The organism is Synoicihabitans lomoniglobus, from assembly GCF_029023725.1.
Lineage (GTDB): Bacteria > Verrucomicrobiota > Verrucomicrobiia > Opitutales > Opitutaceae > Actomonas > Actomonas lomonigloba.
This window is the reverse complement of the sequence record NZ_CP119075.1, coordinates 4557466-4575221: the sequence shown is the minus strand read 5'-3', so window position 1 is coordinate 4575221 and position 17756 is coordinate 4557466. Positions and strand designations below refer to the sequence as shown.

Genomic DNA, 17756 nt, shown 5'->3' with positions numbered 1-17756 from the left:
CCGGCATCTGGAAACACCCTAATGCGGCAGAATCAGATCCTGTTGATCGTCGTTGCTGATTCGAATCGATGCGTTTGGCAGCAACGCAAACAGATCGCGCTCATTGATGGCGATGGGCCGAGCGACATCACCGGTGTGCACGACGATGAGTGAGGACTCGGCTGTTGTGCGCACGGTTGTGTAGGTGCGGGAGCTGGTCGTGACTTCATGGTAGGCTTTGCCGTGAAACGGAGAATCGGTGATCGTGGCCAGAGGAGTTGCTTCCAGCGGCCTAATCGAATCGGAGCTTCGCCCGACCCAAAAGGCCAACGCAGTGACGGTGCCGCAGCTCGCCACGGCGAGAGAGGCTCGGATGCGGTTTCGCTGTTTTCGACGCTTACGCACCGCCCTTAGCAGGGTTTGCTCCGCACGGTGTTCAAAGGACTGATTCATCGGGGAGGGGGAATGGACGACGGGAGGATGGTTTTGAGCTTGGCCCGGATACGGCTCAGTCGGGATTCCACAGCTTTGGGGGATAGGCCGTGAGACCGGGCTATCGAATGGTTGGTCTCGTCGTCGCGATATTTCGCGAGGAGCATCTGACGTTCGCGCTGATGGAGGCGACGGAGCGCGGCGGAGAGGGCTTCGTGACCCTCAATGGTATTGCGACTGGGAGAGGATTGGATCTCGGCATCGATTTCGTAGTTGTGCAGCAAGGACAGGTATCGACGTTCTTTGCGCACCGCATCAAGAAAGGCGCAACGCGACAGCAGCACGAGCCAGCACCAAAGTTCTTCGGAAGAATTGATCGGCCGGATGTGGCGAACCACGCGTAGGAACGTGTCTTGGGTTACGTCGTCGGCAAGGATGGTGTTCCCTTGGGTCAAGCGATGCGCGTAAGCGCGCAGCCGCGGGAAGTATTCGTGAAAAAACCGTCGATAGGCGTCCTCCTCCAATCGGCCCATCGCACGGGTGAGCGCGCCGATCCCCTCGTCCACGATATGAGAAGGTTTCTCTGGCGAGGACGGCTGGGGGTCAGCGGATTCGCTCTGTGACGAAGATGGTATCACCGGACTGTAGGGATGTGGCTGGGGCTGCGCCATTCAGGATGTCATAAAGATTTACTTCGAACGATGGGGAAGGGCTCTCATTTTCCCGGCGTATCGTGACCTTGCGCCTATCGGCTAGCCTTGTCACGCCGCCGGCTTGGGCAATGGCATCGATAAGCGTGCCTTTCGCCGGGACTGCATAGGAGCCGGGCTTGTTTACGGCCCCGAGGACATGAACGTCGAGTGATGGGACTTCCGGAACAGTCTCATCAATGGCGAGGTTCTGTAGGACTTTTCGAGCGGTCTCGAGGTCGAGGCGACGCCCTTTGAGAATGAGGAGTGAGGTTTCGGGATGGAAGAGCAGGGCGCTCTCGGAGGGTGCGCCCTGGAGTTTCCATGCGGAGTCGACCGCAGTGGTGAGGTCGTCGATGGAGTAGTGAGCCAATAGGCGGCGGATATTGACAGGTTCGACCTCAAAAATGTCCGGAACGTTCGTCACCGTTTGCACCTGCATGACCCAGATCCCACGATCCAGCCCCCACTCATATCCCTCCCGCTGACTTTTGATCACGCCATCATGGAGAATGGCCACGTTTTGGAACCAACGGAGCGGTGCCAAGACCTCTTCAACCGTCACGTTGCGATAGCTAAGAGGCGGGAGCACGAAGGGACTAGCTGTCGCAGGAATAAAGGCATTGACCGGTTCCCCAGAGACTTCCTGAAGCATTTCCACCAGCGCATGGGCGGAACCGCCGGGAAAGTTGATGTCGAAGCGGATCGGTGCTTGGGATGAAGGGAAGGGAGGAGGAGAATCGGTGCTTTGGGCTGTGGCAAAGGAGCAGAACAAAGCGAGAAAAAGGGCCACGACTGTCGAAAAGGCGTGAACGGACCGGTGGAGGAATAGGGGCTTCATCAGAAAGAGACACGCGCGTCACTGGTGGAGACCCTCAAAAATTTTCCTAGGCCGATAAATTATTCGGCCCGATTGGGACTCATAGGTAACGCGAATTGTAAAAATACCGCTAACGTAAATGCCTGGTAAAGCGTTGTTAATCAAAAGAATTATGTTCGCTTAGGGTGAGTTGTTCATGGGGAATGGTGAGCAGGAAACCGCCCTGTTCATCATGAAGTCACCCCAGCGAATTCTCATCGCTCACGCCGAAACCGGTGCCCGTCGCATTTTGGCCGTGCTTTTGGTCGAAGCTGGATTCGACGTATTGGCCGTCGAACCCGGGCCCAACATGGTCAAGGCGGCGCGCGTCGATTCCTTCGACCTTGCCTTGGTGGGCTGCGACACTACCAGCGAGGACAGTCTGGCGCTCGCGGGGGAACTACGAGCCAACTGCCCTCATCTTCTCATCGTGATGATGCTCGAAGAACTGGAGCTATCCTTGGTGGTAAAGGGTATCCGTCAGGGACTTACCGATGTGCTGCCGCTAACGGGGGATCATCGTTCCGTCGTGCGCCGGGTGATGGCGCTGCTCGCCGTGGACGTGGCCGAGGATGACACGTCGTTGCATGTCGGTGAGATTGAAAAAATGGTGGCCGAACTGGAGCCGGACTTGAACGCGGTCTCGGAGGATCGTCATCGGAGCGATCTCTGCGGACGGCTCAAGCATGCGGTGCACGAATTGCAATGTGAACGCGAGCGGGTTGCCGCCGCTCAAATCTCGATCGATGAGCGGGCGCGTCTGCTGGCGGACGAGAGAGCTGAGCTGGCCGGGGAACGCACCTACGTCGAGCAGATGGCCGATCAGGTCGAACGCGACCGAACGCTGCTCGCGGAAGAACAGAAGGTTTGGAGAGAGACGCAGGAGGATTTGAAAAATTGTGAGGCCGGTTTGCGGACCTATGAGGACCGCCTCCGTCGGCTGCAGGCGGAAACCGAACCCCCGTTTGCCCCGTTGGCGGCGACCAAGACCGCCGCTCAGCTTGCCCAGGACTGGGCCGCCCTTGAGAAGGCCCAGGCCGCTCTCGAGTCGGAGCGCGCGCTTTTTCGCGACCAACGCATGCTGATCACGGAACTCGATAACCAGATCCGGCAGCGGGAATCGCGACTTGGGGAAATTGAAGCGTCGATTGCCGACCGGGATCGGATGCGTCGCGGATTGCCGCCTCCGCCCCCCAAGGCGTTGGCCAAAGCGGTGGCCAGCCCTCCCCCACTGCCCTTGCCCAAACCAAAGCTATTTTCTGCTCAATTTTTCAGAAAACGCTCCGATAGTCTCGCTACAGGCTAAAAATTGTGGCACATTAACTTTGGTCGTTCGTCGTGGTTCGACCAATTCGACCGGCACCGTGAATTAGGACGCGGTGCCGGTTACTTTTTTCAGCTTGAGAGCCGGCAGCTCTCACTGTTGTAGTTGCGCTCATGATCGCCACCTCATCCATCGCAGCACCCGCTGCTTCCGCTACAGCGCGGATGACGGTGAATCCCTGCAATTGGTGGTGTGAATCGGCTGAGCGATGGTGAAGTCGAACTGACTTCCGACGACGCAATCCGCGTCTGACCCGACCCACTGCCCAGCCCGACTTCGATTCCGAGTCGGGCTTTTTTGTATCCGACCACCCCCTTCCCCCGGTCACTCCCATGCCCCACTCACTTGTCACCTATTAGGTGACAAAAATACGCTACTTAAACGTAAACAATACTATGCAAATTTTTGATACGCCCGTTTATGACCTTCCATCGATCGCTTTTTTTGGGCGATCTCTAACCGAGTATCGGAAGTTCTTCGACCTCGATCTTGATGCCTTGTGCGGTCGCTCCGTGCTCGATGTCGCGGCGGGACCCGCCTCATTCACCGCCGAAGCCTGCCGGGCCGGGATCGAAGCGGTCGCCGTCGATCCGCTGTATGGCAAGGGCGCCGAGGCACTCGCCGCTCACGTGCAATTGGACTACGGCCACATGTTCAACCGTATGCGCGAAACCGCCAACCAAGCGCGCTTTCGCTTCAAGTCATTTGCGTCGATTGATGCGGCGGAACGCGATCGCCGCGCCGCGGCTCAACGGTTTCTGAACGATTACGATGCGCACTTTGTTCACGGTCGCTATTTCGGCGCTGCGTTGCCTCAGCTGCCGTTTTTGGATCGCGGCTTCGACGTCGTGCTCTGTGCCCATCTGCTGTTCCTTTACCCGGCGAGTTTCGACTATGCGTTTCACGTCGCCGCGTGCCGTGAGCTGATGCGGGTGGCGCGCGATGAAGTGCGCATCCATCCGATTTGCGGTCCCGATGGAAAACCGTATGCCGAGCTTACCCGGCTGACCGCCGAACTCCGTGATGCCGGAATCGAAGCCCGCGAAGTGGCGATCGACTACGAGTTCTTCGTGGGCAGCAATACCACCCTCATCCTCACGCGCCTTTCCTCATGAGTGCCTCCGCCGAAATCGCCCAGACTCCCGAGCCGCCTTACTACGCGGTCATCTTCACGTCGACTTTGACTGCCGACACCGACGGTTACGACGCCATGGCGACGCGCATGGTGGAACTGGCGCGAGAGCAACCCGGATTCCTCGGCATGGAGAGCGCCCGTGGTTCCGACGGTCTCGGGATCACGGTGAGTTACTGGCAGGACGTCGAATCCATCCGCGCGTGGAAAGCCGTCGGCGAACACCGCGCCGCCCAAGCCACCGGCAAGTCGCGGTGGTATGAGCACTTCGCCGTGCGTATCAGCAAGGTCGAGCGAGCCTACTGAAGCGCGGCGATTTTTTGCTTCAGGTGGGTGCTGCGGACTTTGGCTTCGTGGTTGCGGACGGCCATGCCGTAGGCCGCCGGTTCGCCGACGAGGTAGACCTTCTTTTTGCCGCGCGTGATGGCGGTGTAGAGGAGGTTGCGCTGGAGCATCATGAAGTGCGCCTTGAGCAAGGGGATGACCACGATGGGGTATTCAGATCCTTGTGACTTGTGGATGCTGATGGTGTAGGCGAGACCGAGATCGCCGAACTCGGTGCGCTCAAAGGTGTGTTCCTCCTTGTCGAAGTTGGCGGTCAAAGTGCCGTTGATGCCGTCGGTCGAAACCACCACGCCGATGTCCCCGTTGAAGAGGTTTTTATCGTAGTTGTTGCGCAGCTGAATGATCTTGTCGCCGGGTCGAAATTCACCGGCGGCGAATTTGATGCCCTGGCGGCCGCCGTTGAGCGCTTCCTGGAGCGAGGCGTTGAGATTGGCCACGCCGGCGGTGCCGCGATGCATGGGCGCGAGCACTTGAATGTCCTGGCTGGGTTTTATCCAGGGGTGGAGCTTCGGCAGCGTTTCGCGACAGAGCGTGAGGACTTTGTTGACGCAGTCCTGTTGGTCGGTGGCGGGGATGAAGTTGAGGTCGCTCCACGCTTGTAGCGCGGCGAGTTCGGGCACCGTGGGCGGGAGCGTCGGGTCGCCGCCATTGATGGCGTGCGCCGTGGTGACGATGCCGCTTTGACCTTTCTGGCGATGAATGACATCGAGACGCGTCACGGCGATGCGTTGAGTGGCGATCAGGTCCTGGAGCACGTTGCCCGCGCCGACGGAAGGGAGCTGATCGGTGTCGCCCACGAGCAACAAGTGGGCGCTCGAGGGCACCGCTTGCAGTAGCGCGGAGGCGAGGCGCGTATCGAGCATGGATGCTTCGTCGACAACGAGGAAGTCGGTCGCAAGGGGGTGATCTTCGTTGGTCGTGAAGTGTCCTTTTGACGGATCGAACTTGAGCAACCGGTGGATCGTCGATGCGAAGCCGCCGGTGGTTTCGGCGAGACGCTGGGCGGCGCGTCCGGTGGGCGCAGCGAGGTGGACCCGCACCTTTTTGGCGCGGAGAATATCCACCAGCGCGCGCAAGATGGTCGTCTTGCCCGTTCCGGGTCCGCCGGTGAGGATACTCATCTTCGTGGCCAAGGCGGTGCGCACCCCTTCGGCTTGTTTGGCCGCGAATTCAATGGAGGCCTTTTCCTGGGCCCACGTGATGGCGGCTTCGATTTTAATCGGAGGCAAGCCGGACGGCACGGCCTCAAGACGTTGCACGACGCGCGCGATTTTTTCTTCAGCGCGGTTGAGGATCGGCAGCTGGATGAAGCCCGATCCGGGCAACGGGTCGGCTTCCTGGGCGGGCCAATGGCGCACAAGGGCGAAGGAATCGATGAGCGCGGCGATGCGCGCTTCGAGCCGGTCTTTCGTGGTCTCCAACATCTCGGCGGCATGCGCGATCAGGTCGGCCTCGCGAATGGCGGTGTGACCCTCCTCTTGGAGCGTTTCGAGCGCGTAGATCAGGCCGGCATCAAGGCGGGGCGGGGCGTCGTTGGCGAAGCCGAGGTTGATGGCGATGCGGTCGGCGGTCTTAAAGCCGATGCCATCGATTTCGCGGGCGGCGCGGTAAGGTTCGGTTTGGACGATTTTTTGAGCCTCGGCGCCGTAGGCTTTGTTGAGCTTCACGCACTGCGAGTTGGTGACGCCGTAGGTTTGGAGAAAGATGTAGAGTTCGCGAAAGGCGCGTTGTTCGTCCCACGCGGCTTTGATGCCGGCGACACGTTTTTTGCCGATGCCGGGCACGGTGCGCAGGCGGGCGCTTTCTTCGGTGAGCACGCGAAACGTATCGGTGCCGAACACGTCGACGATTTTGTTGGCGTAGACTTTGCCAATGCCGGGCACGAGGCCGCTGCCGAGGTATTTGCGAATCCCATACACGGTCGACGGCAGGGTGGAGCGGAACCCGGCGATTTTAAACTGCGCGCCGTGCTGACTGTGATGGGTCCACTGGCCTTCGAGATGCAACGTCTCGCCGCATTGCACGCCCGGGAGGGTGCCGACGATGGTGGTCTTTTCGGCTCCGTCGCCCGCCCGAAACTCAGCGATGGTGTAGTGGTTTTCGTCGTTCGAGAAAATGATGCGCTCGAGGACACCGGTGAGTTGCTCAGCGCTCATGGATCAAGCGAGGGAGTTGAATCGGGTTTAACCACAGCGGAACACGAATGCACCCGAATGGCGGCGCGAGGACAAGCCCGCGTCGCGGTCGAGAGGTAAAGTAAAGTCTTCACACCAACACGAGTCCGATGGCGGCGAGCATGAGCGTGGCGCCGATCAGGCGGAAACGGAGCACCGCGGAGCCGAGCTTTTTTTCGTCGTTGAGAAACCAATGTCCGATCCACCAAACGGCCAACACCGACCAGAGTCCGCGGGAACTGTAGACCACGTTGACGGCGGTGGCGTCGCCGAAGATGCCAATGGTGAGATTGATGCCGACCGCTTGGAGCCCGAGCAGCGTCGCCCCGCCGAGCACCCACGGCAGGGCCGGTTGAGGAATTTCTCGCAGCGGAGCCCGAAAGACGGGGATGAGGGCAAACGATGCCAACGCGAGGCTCCCAAACATCAGAGGAACGAAGCGTCCGGGTCCCCAGGCCGGGGCCCATTTTTGCACCAGCACGTCGCAACATGCGAACGCCAGGGCCGCGCCGAGGGCGGACAGGATGGTTGGAGCCATGGCGGTGGTGGCGACGGTTCCGTGAGCTCGCTTGGGTTGGCGATTGAGCAGGGCAATCGCGGTCACACTGAGCGCCGCGGCGATCCACCATTTCAGCGGAACGGGGTCCGGCAGAAAGAGGGCGCTGAAGAGTGCCACGAGGAGTATTTTCGAGCCCAATACCGGGGTGGCGACCGACACGTCACCGCGTTCGATGGCGTTGAAGGTGGCGACTTGCCCGATGAAAAACAGGCTGCCAGCCACGATGGGCTGCCACCAGGCGGCTCCCTCGCCGTGCCCCGGTCCCAAGGCCCAAGCCGGCGCGATGCACACAGCGTGCAGAATGTTGGCCAGAAAGGTGGTGCGCCACACGCCGATTCCGAACGCGGCGCTGCGCTTGAGCAGCAGCACGCCGGCGACGTAGCCGACGCTGCTCGCGAGCGGGATCAGAAGGTGAAGCGAGACGGGCATGGCGGACGGGATGGGGGCACCCGTCGAACGTCAACCTCGGGAGGCAAATCACCCGAGCAGTGGGGGCCGACAAAAGGCGGGTTTGACATGAGCAAGTGCGAGCGGCGAAGCGGAAATGCGAAGCACGAAAATCCCGTAAAATAAACCAGGTCAGGAAATTAGGTCTCCCGCTTGCGCGCGAAGCTTTCGCCCCGCTAGCGTTGCCGTTTTTTCCGCCACGATGCCCGCCACGTCCTCTCCCTTTGTTGATCCGCCCGATTTGGCTGACGCTTCCTCGGTCGCCGCCAATGCTGTCCACGAGGGCGAGACGGCGTCCCAGGATCTGCTCTCGGAGGATGAGGCCCGTTTGGCGGTTTGGCGCGAAGAGATGGAGTCGCGCATCGAGGAACGCGCCACGGCGCAGGCGCGGCATCGCGACCAGTTGGAAGATGCGCTGGACCACCTCCAGTCGCTCCGCGATTCCGCCCGAGAGGACACGAGCGATGGCACCACGGCACCGGATGTGGCGTTGCCGGTCTTGGGAGCCAAGACGGAGGCCGCTGCGGAGTTACCGGCGCCGTTTACGTCGGAGGATATGGTCGACTACCAGAAGCCCTCGTTGGATCTGCTGCGGGCACCGGCCGACGATGAACACGAATTCTCCAGCGCCGCCGATTTGGCCGAGAGCAAACGGCTCCTGCAGGACGCGCTCGATAGTTTCGCCATCGATGCGTTCGTGCACGACGCCATCGTCGGTCCGCGCGTCACGCAGTTTCGCGTGCGTCCGGGTTTTGGCGTCCGGGTGGAATCGATTGCGGCGCTCGATAAAAACATCGCCCTCACAATGTCGGCCAACGCGGTGCGGATTCAGGCTCCCATCCCGGGTGAAAACTACGTCGGAATCGAGATACCCAACCGCAACTCCGCACCGTTGACGCTCCGCGGGTCGCTGGAGAACCCGGCGTGGATCAATACCACGGCGGAGATTCCGCTGATGCTCGGCGTCGACATCGCGGGTCGCCACATCATCTGCGACCTGGCGCGGGCGCCTCACGCGTTGATCGCGGGTGCGACGGGCTCGGGCAAATCGGTCTGTATCAGCAATCTCATTCTCTCGCTGATCTACCGGTTCCGGCCGGACGAATTGGAGCTGGTGCTCATCGATCCCAAAATCGTCGAGTTCGCGATTTACCGTGACCTGCCGCACTTGATTCACCCCGTCGTCACCGATCCCAAACAAGCATGTCAGGCCCTCAAGTGGCTCGTGCGCGAGATGGAGCACCGTTACGAAATTCTCGCCGAGAAAAACGTGCGCAATCTCGCGGGTTACAACGCCAAGGCCGCCAAGGAAGGGTTCAAGCCGCTGCCCTTCATGGTGCTCGTGATCGATGAGCTCGCCGATCTCATGATCACCGCGCCCGCCGAGATCGAGACCTCCATCGCGCGGATTGCGCAAATGTCGCGCGCCGTGGGCATTCACACCGTGCTCGCGACTCAGCGCCCCTCGGTCAATGTCATCACCGGCGTCATCAAGGCCAATTACCCGACACGGATGGCCTTCCAAGTTTCATCGCAAGTCGACAGCCGCACCATCATCGACGGCAAGGGCGCGGAGTCGCTGCAAGGTCGCGGTGACATGCTTTACAGTCCGCCAGGCATCGGACGACTGCAACGCCTCCAGGCTCCGTTCGTGGACGACGCGGAGATCGAACGCATCGTCGGTTTTCTCAAGGATCAAGTGCCGCCGCGTTACCGCGTCGAACTCCGTGACGAAGACGCGCCGGGTCCGTCCGAGAGCATTGACGGCGAGACCGCGATGGTCGGGGCCGACCCGATGATAAAAGAGGCGTTGGAAGTCATCACGACGCACGGCCGCGCGAGCACCAGTTATCTGCAGCGGAGACTCAAGATCGGCTACAACCGCGCCGCCTCGCTCATGGAGGAGATGGAGCAACGTCGCTACATCGGCCCGCAGGTGGGCTCCAATCCGCGCGAGGTCTACGTCCAACCGGGCGACCTGCAGTTCGACTGAAAGTAACACCCGATTTTATCACAACTATCGGCAATGTAGGCCGCCTGCTTGCAGGCGCTTTTCTCTCAGAGTGCCAGCGCCTGCAAGCAGGCGGCCTACATTGCAAGCGGAGCAAAATCTAAACCTGCGTCTCTTTTCCCCATTCCCTGATGTCCGACGAAACCCTTACCGCCGAGTCTCTGCTCGAACGCCTCCGATCCGATGGCGTGAATCGCGTGGGCGCGGCGTTTCGCAAGCCGCCGATTCCGTCGCGCATCCTGCAGGAACTCACCACGATGCCGGACGCCCCGGAGGCGCTCGATTTTGTCGCGGCGTATCCGCTCTCGCCCAGTCACTTGCTGGAAACGCTAGCTGATTCCAATCCCGCCAGCTCGGTATTGGCCCACCTCGCGGCCAACCCGCGCACGCCGCCGCACCTGCTGATCCGGTTCGCCGCGCATGAAGATCCGACGGTGCGTGCCCAAGCCGCCACGCACCCGCAACTCCCGAGTCGCGAGGTGTTGACGCTGGTCGGCAATACCAGCGCCGAGGTGCGCCGGGCCGTGGCGGGCAGCGCGTCGCTACGTCTGCCCCATCAGGCGGCGTTGGTGATCGACGACGATTCGGCGGTGCGGCTGCGATTGACGAGTCAGGCGGCGTTGCCGGCTCCGGTCGCCCTCGTGCTCGGAGCCGACGACTGCGCGGTGGTCCGTCTCCATGTGATCGCGACCGCGACGGTGGAGGACGATGTGCTCGAAGGCTGGGCGGCGAGCGAAGACGAGGACGTGCAGCTGGCGCTGCTGCAGCGCTCCAACATGCCGGTCGAGATCTACCACCTGATGGTATTGTCGCCCCATCCGGCCGTGCGCCGAATCGCGCGCACCGATCTCGATCTCGACGACCCGGATCTGTTGTTTCTCATGACGCACGGGGAAATCGACGAACGCGCCTGGGTGGCTTCGCGGCCCTTGCTGCATCGCAGTCTGCAAAGCCTGCTGGCGCGGGACGCCGCCGAGGAGGTGCGCAAGGCGTTGGCCGCCAATTCGGCGCTGGATGCCGTCATCGCGCGATACTTTGTGACCTTGGCCGAGGAGCCGGTGTGTGCTGCGCTCGCGCTGAATCCGGCGTTGCCCGTCGATCTTATCGAAGAGTTGGCGGCGACGCGCTTGCCGACGGTGCTCACGGGTTTGGCTTATCGCGACGACCTCGATGAAAAACTCGTCACCTTCCTGATCGAGCACAGCGCGGAGTTTCGGGGGCATTGGGCGATGCAGGAGCGGGTCTCCGTGGCGCTGAGTCCTGAAATGGCGCAACAGCTTGGTGCCGATCCGTTGCCCACGGTGCGGCGACTGGCCTTGCGGGCCTGTCCGGATTGGCGACGAGCGGACCTCTACGATATGGCGCGCGATCCGGTGGCGAGCGTGCGTCTGGCGGTGTTGCATCACCCCAACGCGCCCGACGGGTTGGTGGAGGACGCGGTTGATGATCCCGATGAAGCCGTGGCGGCGACGGCCCGCGAAATTCAGCGCAACCGGTTGGCGGCGGGATCGACGGTTACCGCCGCCTCAAAAATCTCGCAACGCGACGTTGACGTGCCGCCCGCGGGCTCGACGCTTTCCGGCCCGGCTCGCACTGCGGAGCCCGATCACTCTCCCTCCCGCGCTCCGGCGCCCGACATTTTAAACAAACTCAAACGCATCTTCTGGCAGTAGTTCATTATGGCTAAAAAGACCGTCTCTCTCTCCTTCCGCGATATCGTCCTCGGCGCCGATGCGGATGTCATTCGTCAAGCCCTCGAGGCCCGCGTGCAGATCGATGAACTCATCGTCGAACGCCAAGCCGCCTACGAGCGCATCGCCGCCTTGGAAACGCAGGTGGAAGATGCCTTCGGCGAAGCGGGGGCCTTCCCGTTTCCGGCTCCGCCGTTGCCCGTGGCCGGCATGGATCCGAAAGCGGATTCGTTCAAGCGCTCTCCCGCCGTGCTCAAAGCTGCGGCCGCGGTGAAACCAGCCGCCAAGCCGATCGAGCCGACTGCGGCCGCGGATGTTTCCAATGAGCCGACCGAAGCGATCGACGAAGCCGACGAATCGGACACGTCCTCCGACGAGTCCTAAATTGTCGGGCGTAGGGTGAAGCGACATTCGGTCGTTTTGCTCCGCTCACTTTCCCTCCCGGCTTCCCTTGCCTGACGAATCTCAGATTCGCATCAACACGCTGCTCCTCGAACGCGAGGCGTTGTTTCTGCGCGTGAACGCCCTGGAGCAACAGGCGGCGGATCTGCTGGGAGAACCCTTCCCGTTTGAGCCGCCGGTGTTACCGTCAAACCGACGCGGGAAACGGAAGGCGACGCGACGCGCCAAGCCGGGAGCTAACAAGATCAAGCTGCGCAAATTGGCCGAAGGCGAAAGCGCCTACCGGGTGAACTATCGCCAGCACGGCACCGTTCGCACTGAGCGTTACGATGTCGCCGAGCCCCTGCTGACATTGCTGGCCGCGCAAGGCGCCGAACTCGAAGTCCTCACCATCGAGACGGTGGATGCGCAAGACGTGGCCACGGCGACGCTCTTCGGTCCCGCATCGTAGGACCTGCGCCCGGGGGGGGAGTCTCCGGACCCATGTAGGCCGCGAGCTCGCTCGCGCTACGCGGCCAGACGGCATCGCGCTCGAGAGTGGCGGATCATTCCGGCTAGCTCAGCCGGACCTTGCTGTCCAAGGCGCGCTTCCTGGTTTGGGGAAAATCGGTGATGGCGTGCAGGCCCCGGCTTTCGCTGCGTTGCAACGCACAGGCCACGATGAGGCGGGCGACGGTGGCCATGTTGCGCAGTTCAAGCAGCTCGGGATCGACCGTGAAATTCCAATAGTAGTCGTGAATCTCGCGTTCGAGCAGGGCGATGCGAGTGCGGGCGCGTTCGAGGCGTTTGGTCGTGCGCATGATGCCCACGTAGTCCCACATGGCCCGGCGCAGCTCGTCCCAATTGTGGCTGATGACGACGCGTTCATCTTCGTCGGTGCCGCCGAGGTTGACCCATTCGGGAATCGGCAACGAGCGGCGTTTGGCGTTCCGTTTGAGGTAGGTCGTCACGGATGCCGAGGCGCGGTGAGCCACGACCACGGCTTCGAGCAGGGAGTTGCTGGCCAGGCGATTGGCCCCGTGCAGGCCGGTGCAGGAGACCTCGCCGCACGCATAGAGTCCCGGCAACGCGGTCTCGCCGGCGAGGTTCGTGGCGACACCGCCACAGGTGTAGTGGGCGGCGGGCACGACCGGCAGGTAATCCTTGGCGAGGTCGAAACCCAGTTGTTTGCAGGTCTTGTAGATCTTGGGGAAGCGCTTGCGCAGATAGGTCGCGTTGCGGTGGGTGATGTCCAGCCACACGTGGGGCGCGCCGCTTTGCTTCATCTCGGCATCGATGGCGCGAGCGACGATGTCACGTGGCGCGAGATCGGCCTGATGATGGTAGCGGGTCATGAACGCCTCACCGGCGAGATTGCGCAGCACGGCGCCTTCGCCGCGCACGGCTTCGCTGATGAGGAAGCGTTTGTCGTCGGCCGTGAACAGGGTGGTGGGGTGAAACTGGATGAACTCCAGATTGCGGATTTCCACGCCGGCGCGAAATGCCATGGCGATGCCGTCGCCGGTGGCGATTTCGGGGTTGGTGGTAAACTGGTAAACGCGACCGGCCCCGCCCGTCGACAGCATGATGACCGGGGCCCGGAAGGTGATGACGCGACCATCGTGCACATCGAGCGCGTAGAGACCCTGCAGGCGACGTTGTTTGCCTTTGCCCACGGTGATGAGATCGATGCCAAACAAATGCTCGTAAAGCGCCACGCGCGGCTCGCGGCTGATGGCGCGCAGGAGCGCGTCCTCGATGGCTTTGCCGGTCATGTCCTTAACGTGGAGGATGCGGCGTTCGCTGTGACCGCCCTCGCGCCCGAGGTCGTAGGAGCCGTCGGCCTCGCGCGAAAACTTGAGCCCCATGTCGACGAGTTCCTGCACGCGAGCCGGACCGTCGCGCACGATTTCGCGCACGATTTTTTCGCGGCACAACCCATCGCCCGCCACGAGCGTATCCTGCACGTGTTTCTCGACGTCGTCTTCGGGGCCGGTGACGGCGGCGATGCCGCCCTGCGCCCAATTGGTGTTGGAGTCGGCCTTGGTCTTCTTGGTGAGGATGGCGACCGCGTGTCCATCCTTGGCGGCTTTGAGCGCAAAACTCAGGCCGGCGATGCCGCTGCCGAGAACCAGAACGTCAAATGATTGGGACATGATACGACAGTGAAACGAAGACGTTACGCCGCGTTGTTCAATCTCCGATGCGGGATGGGCGGCATGGTGGAGTGGGGCGGTGTCCCAAGAATGGGAATCGACGTTCGCGATAGCGCGTCAGTTTCGAAATGGCGTAGGGAGTGAAAATGAGCACGAGATTTTTAAAACACTAGCAATAAATAGGTTAAGATTTTTTAAGCGGAGTTGGCACGCGGGTTGCAAAGTATTAGGGGCAGCCAGATTTCATCCTGAAACCTTCGGCTCACCTGTTCTTTAGCGTCTCAGCGCTCGCCGCTGATTTTTTTCGAATTCTGCAACTTTGATCCCGCTCGCCGGGTGATGAAAGCAACCACCAACCAAAACTTACCAACTCATCCTAAAATGAAATCCACCACCGTCCTCCTCACTGTCACGCTCCTCGCTCCCAGCGCCATCGCCTTCGGCCTCGCGGCTCCTGTCGCCTTCGGCATCTCGGCCATCACCGGTCTGCTTGCCATCGCGGTCAATGACTACGGCACGCGTCGCCTCAGCTACCTCGACACCAAGGTCGCTGCCGCCGCGAAAGCCGAACGCCTGCCGCTGGCTGCCTGATGCGAGTAGTCACTATTCCAATACCAGCGCGAAACCTCCCCGTTTCGCGCTTTTTTGGGCCCGGACGTCAGCGGCGGGCGAGGGACATGCGAGAGTTACTCCTCGCCGAGGGGGCGCTGCATGATGACGACGTCCAGCCAGCGGTCGAACTTACGGCCGACAGCTTGCAGGGTGCCGGTGGAGCGAAAGCCGGCGGTGGCATGCAGGCGGATCGAGGCGCGGTTGTCGGAGTCGCCGATCAGGGCGATCATTTGTTTGAAACCGCGCTCGGTGGAGGCGGTGATCAGTTGGTTGAGCAGGAGCCGACCGATGCCTTGCCCGCGCTTCTCGGGATGGAGGTAGATGGAATCTTCGACGGTGAATTGATAGGCGGCCCGCTCACGAAAAGGGCCCACATAACCGTAACCGATCACTTCGTCGTCGGAGACCGCCACGTAAAAAGGATAATCGCGACCGGCCGTTTGTTTGAAACGACTGCGCATGGCCTCGACCGTGGGCGCCTCGATTTCGAATGTGCCGGTGCCGTATTGGACGTGGTGCGCGTAGATGGCGTGAATGGCCGCGATATCATCGGGCGTGGCGGGACGGATGGTCGGTGTCATGAGAAAATTTTAGTAAACGAGAGAGAAATCACAAAACATTCAAAAACCGGAACGACAGTCATGCTAGCTGTCTGGTCGGACGAAAGGGGCGGAGGCAAAGTGGGGTGAATTAAGCTCAGGACCTTTTCGCGCTTTTCGTATATTTCGTGGTTAACCACTCCGCCGTCGTCACAGCAGAGCGTTGTCAATGAGGCGCGTTTCCTCGACCCAGACGGCGACCGCGAGCAGGGAGTTGCCGGGCACCACTTCGCGCTGGGTTTGCATGGTGAGCGGATCGACCACGGCGATGTAGATGATCCGGATCTGGCGAAACTGGGAGAGCAGGTGGGTGGCTTCGGCGGTCAGTCGTTCGGCGCGGCGCTCGCCTTTGGCCACCATGGATTTGACGGTTTCCAAGGTTTGCGGGATGGCGGCGGCTGCCGTGCGTTGGAGGGGCGTGAGGTAGGCATTGCGCGAGCTCAAGGCGACGCCGTCGTCGTCGCGGGTGGTCGGCGCGGTCACGATTTCCACCGGCAGGTGGAGATCGGTCACCACTTTGCGAATCACGGCGACTTGCTGGGCGTCCTTTTGTCCAAAGATCGCGCAGGTGGGTTGGACGATGTTGAAGAGTTTGGTGACAATGGTCGTGACGCCGCGGAAGTGGGCGGGCCGCGACACGCCTTCGAGCGGTTTGGCCACGGACTCCTCGTTCACGTAGGTGGAATAGCCGGGCGGGTAGAGGGCGTCTTTGGTGGGAATGAAGGCGTGGTGCGCGCCGGCGTCGGCGCATTTGGCGAGATCGCCCTCCAGGTCTCGCGGATAGCGGGTGTAGTCCTCGTTCGGCCCGAACTGTGTCGGGTTTACAAAAATCGACACGACCACGACGTCGGCGCGGGTGGCGGCGAGTCGGATCAAATCGAGGTGACCCTCGTGCAGGGCACCCATGGTGGGCACCAAGGCGACGGTGCGGCCGGCGGCGCGAAGCTCACCAGCCAGCGCTTGCATGGCGGAAACGGAGTCGAGGGTCTGCATAGGACGGAATCGGGGAACGACCGAAGTGGGCTTGATCTCACTCCGAGCGCCGGACTTATTCAAGTTTTTGCCCGATCCATTGATCGGGCCGATCTCACCCACCCCCATCTCTTTCCCATGATTCGCATCAACGAAAACTACCTGAAGCTGAAAGCTTCCTACCTCTTCGCCGACATCTCCAAGCGCGTCAGCGCCTACGTCGAGGCCAACCCGGACAAGCCGATCATCCGTCTCGGTATCGGCGACGTGACCGAGCCTTTGCCGGATGTTTGCGTCAAAGCGCTGCACCAGGGCGCCGACGAATTGTCGAAGCGCGAGTCCTTCAAGGGCTACGGCCCGGAGCAGGGTTACAAGTTCCTCCGCGAGGCCATCGCCGCGGGTGACTATGCCAGCCGTGATTGCGCGATCACCGCCGATGAGATTTTCGTATCCGACGGCGCGAAGTGTGACAGTGCCAACATCCAGGAAATCTTCGCCGAGGATGGCCTGAAGCTCGCCATTCCCGACCCCGTTTACCCGGTCTACATCGACACCAACGTCATGGCGGGTCGCACCGGTCCCAACGTCGATCAGCGTTACCAGGGCGTGACGTATCTCGATTGCACGCCCGAGAACAACTACGTGCCGGCGATCCCGACCGAGCCGACCGACCTCATCTATCTCTGCTTCCCCAATAATCCCACTGGTGCAGTCGCGACCCGCGAGCAGCTCGCCGCCTGGGTGGCTTACGCGAAGGCCAACCAGTCGATCATTTTGTTCGACGCGGCTTACGTGGCCTTCATCCGCGACGAATCGATTCCGCGCTCGATCTACGAGATCCCGGGGGCCGACGAAGTGGCGATCGAGTTCCGCAGTTTTTCCAAGACCGCCGGTTTCACGGGCACGCGTTGCGCCTACACCGTCGTGCCGAAGAAGCTGCAAGCTTTCGACTCCACCGGCCAGGCCCACTCGGTGCACGCGTTGTGGAACCGCCGCCAAGCCACCAAGTTCAACGGCGTCTCCTACCCGGTGCAGCTCGCCGCCGCCGCGATCTACTCCGCCGAAGGGCAGGCGCAGGTGAAGGAGAAAACCGATTTCTATCTGGAAAACGCCGCGCTCATCCGCACGGCCATGACCGATCTCGGTTTCAGCTGCGTGGGCGGTGACAACGCGCCTTACATCTGGATCAACACCGGCCGTGACTCGTGGGAATTTTTCGACCTGCTGCTGAACAAAGCCGGTGTGGTGTGCACGCCGGGCGCGGGTTTCGGCACCTGCGGCGAAGGTCACGTGCGCATCAGCGCGTTCAACTCGCGCGCCAACGTCGAGAAGGCGCTCAAGCGCATCGCGGAAGCGCTCGCGTAAAGCCGTTAATCGATCGCAGTCCGCGACCG

The 17756-nt window shown here is 61.5% G+C and carries 17 protein-coding genes; 9 read left to right on the top strand and 8 right to left on the bottom strand.

Features of this window, described 5'->3' with window-relative positions; translation table 11 throughout:
- Nucleotides 1-18 precede the first annotated feature (18 nt).
- From PXH66_RS17585 to PXH66_RS17575, 3 genes are read right to left on the bottom strand one after another with little or no spacing between them, the layout of a single operon-like run.
- Nucleotides 19-432, bottom strand: a complete 414-nt coding sequence (locus PXH66_RS17585) for a hypothetical protein (RefSeq protein ID WP_330928061.1) — start codon at nucleotides 430-432, stop codon at nucleotides 19-21.
- Entirely contained in the window at nucleotides 429-977 is a 549-nt protein-coding gene (locus tag PXH66_RS17580; RefSeq protein ID WP_330928060.1) for an RNA polymerase sigma factor, read from the bottom strand. Before PXH66_RS17580 ends, PXH66_RS17585 begins: the two co-directional genes overlap by 4 nt.
- A gap of 37 nt (nucleotides 978-1014) precedes the next feature.
- Nucleotides 1015-1893, bottom strand: coding sequence for a polysaccharide biosynthesis/export family protein (locus tag PXH66_RS17575; protein ID WP_330928059.1), 879 nt, complete (start codon nucleotides 1891-1893; stop codon nucleotides 1015-1017).
- 259 nt (nucleotides 1894-2152) lie between these two features.
- Here PXH66_RS17575 and PXH66_RS17570 point away from each other — a divergent pair, with 259 nt between their 5' ends.
- The 3 genes from PXH66_RS17570 to PXH66_RS17560 all read left to right on the top strand — a co-directional run bounded on the left by PXH66_RS17570 (nucleotide 2153) and on the right by PXH66_RS17560 (nucleotide 4721).
- Nucleotides 2153-3265: a DNA-binding transcriptional response regulator gene (locus PXH66_RS17570; protein WP_330928058.1), complete on the top strand. Its 1113-nt coding sequence runs from the start codon at nucleotides 2153-2155 to the stop codon at nucleotides 3263-3265.
- 413 nt (nucleotides 3266-3678) lie between these two features.
- Nucleotides 3679-4398 (top strand): class I SAM-dependent methyltransferase, encoded by a 720-nt coding sequence (locus PXH66_RS17565; RefSeq protein ID WP_330928057.1) that lies wholly within the window; start codon nucleotides 3679-3681, stop codon nucleotides 4396-4398.
- Nucleotides 4395-4721: an antibiotic biosynthesis monooxygenase family protein gene (locus PXH66_RS17560; protein ID WP_330928056.1), complete on the top strand. Its 327-nt coding sequence runs from the start codon at nucleotides 4395-4397 to the stop codon at nucleotides 4719-4721. The genes PXH66_RS17565 and PXH66_RS17560 overlap by 4 nt, the downstream gene beginning before the upstream one ends.
- Here PXH66_RS17560 and recD2 read toward each other — a convergent pair.
- Nucleotides 4715-6916, bottom strand: coding sequence for an SF1B family DNA helicase RecD2 (recD2, locus tag PXH66_RS17555; RefSeq protein WP_330928055.1), 2202 nt, complete (start codon nucleotides 6914-6916; stop codon nucleotides 4715-4717). The genes PXH66_RS17560 and recD2 overlap by 7 nt on opposite strands.
- A 109-nt stretch (nucleotides 6917-7025) precedes the next feature.
- On the bottom strand, nucleotides 7026-7922 hold the full coding sequence (locus PXH66_RS17550) for a DMT family transporter (protein WP_330928054.1): 897 nt from the start codon (nucleotides 7920-7922) through the stop codon (nucleotides 7026-7028).
- Between the two features lie 220 nt (nucleotides 7923-8142).
- On the opposite strand from PXH66_RS17550, the gene PXH66_RS17545 reads away from it, so the two are divergent.
- The 4 genes from PXH66_RS17545 (at nucleotide 8143) to PXH66_RS17530 (ending at nucleotide 12495) form a co-directional block, all read left to right on the top strand.
- Nucleotides 8143-9933, top strand: a complete 1791-nt coding sequence (locus PXH66_RS17545) for a DNA translocase FtsK (protein WP_330928053.1) — start codon at nucleotides 8143-8145, stop codon at nucleotides 9931-9933.
- 149 nt (nucleotides 9934-10082) lie between these two features.
- The gene (locus PXH66_RS17540; RefSeq protein WP_330928052.1) at nucleotides 10083-11624 is read left to right on the top strand and encodes a hypothetical protein; all 1542 of its coding nucleotides are present in this window, start codon (nucleotides 10083-10085) and stop codon (nucleotides 11622-11624) included.
- A gap of 6 nt (nucleotides 11625-11630) precedes the next feature.
- Nucleotides 11631-12026: a hypothetical protein gene (locus PXH66_RS17535; RefSeq protein ID WP_330928051.1), complete on the top strand. Its 396-nt coding sequence runs from the start codon at nucleotides 11631-11633 to the stop codon at nucleotides 12024-12026.
- Nucleotides 12027-12093: 67 nt separating this feature from the next.
- Nucleotides 12094-12495: a hypothetical protein gene (locus PXH66_RS17530; RefSeq protein ID WP_330928050.1), complete on the top strand. Its 402-nt coding sequence runs from the start codon at nucleotides 12094-12096 to the stop codon at nucleotides 12493-12495.
- Nucleotides 12496-12598: 103 nt separating this feature from the next.
- Here PXH66_RS17530 and nadB read toward each other — a convergent pair whose 3' ends face one another.
- Entirely contained in the window at nucleotides 12599-14179 is a 1581-nt protein-coding gene (nadB, locus tag PXH66_RS17525; RefSeq protein ID WP_330928049.1) for an L-aspartate oxidase, read from the bottom strand.
- A 381-nt stretch (nucleotides 14180-14560) separates the two neighbouring features.
- On the opposite strand from nadB, the gene PXH66_RS17520 reads away from it, so the two are divergent.
- Entirely contained in the window at nucleotides 14561-14770 is a 210-nt protein-coding gene (locus tag PXH66_RS17520; RefSeq protein WP_330928048.1) for a hypothetical protein, read from the top strand.
- A 95-nt stretch (nucleotides 14771-14865) separates the two neighbouring features.
- Here the strand turns inward: PXH66_RS17520 and PXH66_RS17515 are convergent, their stop codons facing one another.
- Both PXH66_RS17515 and panC read right to left on the bottom strand, forming a co-directional pair.
- Nucleotides 14866-15372: a GNAT family N-acetyltransferase gene (locus tag PXH66_RS17515; protein WP_330928047.1), complete on the bottom strand. Its 507-nt coding sequence runs from the start codon at nucleotides 15370-15372 to the stop codon at nucleotides 14866-14868.
- Between the two features lie 168 nt (nucleotides 15373-15540).
- The gene (gene panC / locus PXH66_RS17510) at nucleotides 15541-16383 is read right to left on the bottom strand and encodes a pantoate--beta-alanine ligase (protein ID WP_330928046.1); all 843 of its coding nucleotides are present in this window, start codon (nucleotides 16381-16383) and stop codon (nucleotides 15541-15543) included.
- A 117-nt stretch (nucleotides 16384-16500) separates the two neighbouring features.
- On the opposite strand from panC, the gene PXH66_RS17505 reads away from it, so the two are divergent.
- Nucleotides 16501-17727, top strand: coding sequence for an LL-diaminopimelate aminotransferase (locus tag PXH66_RS17505; RefSeq protein WP_330928045.1), 1227 nt, complete (start codon nucleotides 16501-16503; stop codon nucleotides 17725-17727).
- Nucleotides 17728-17756 lie beyond the last annotated feature (29 nt).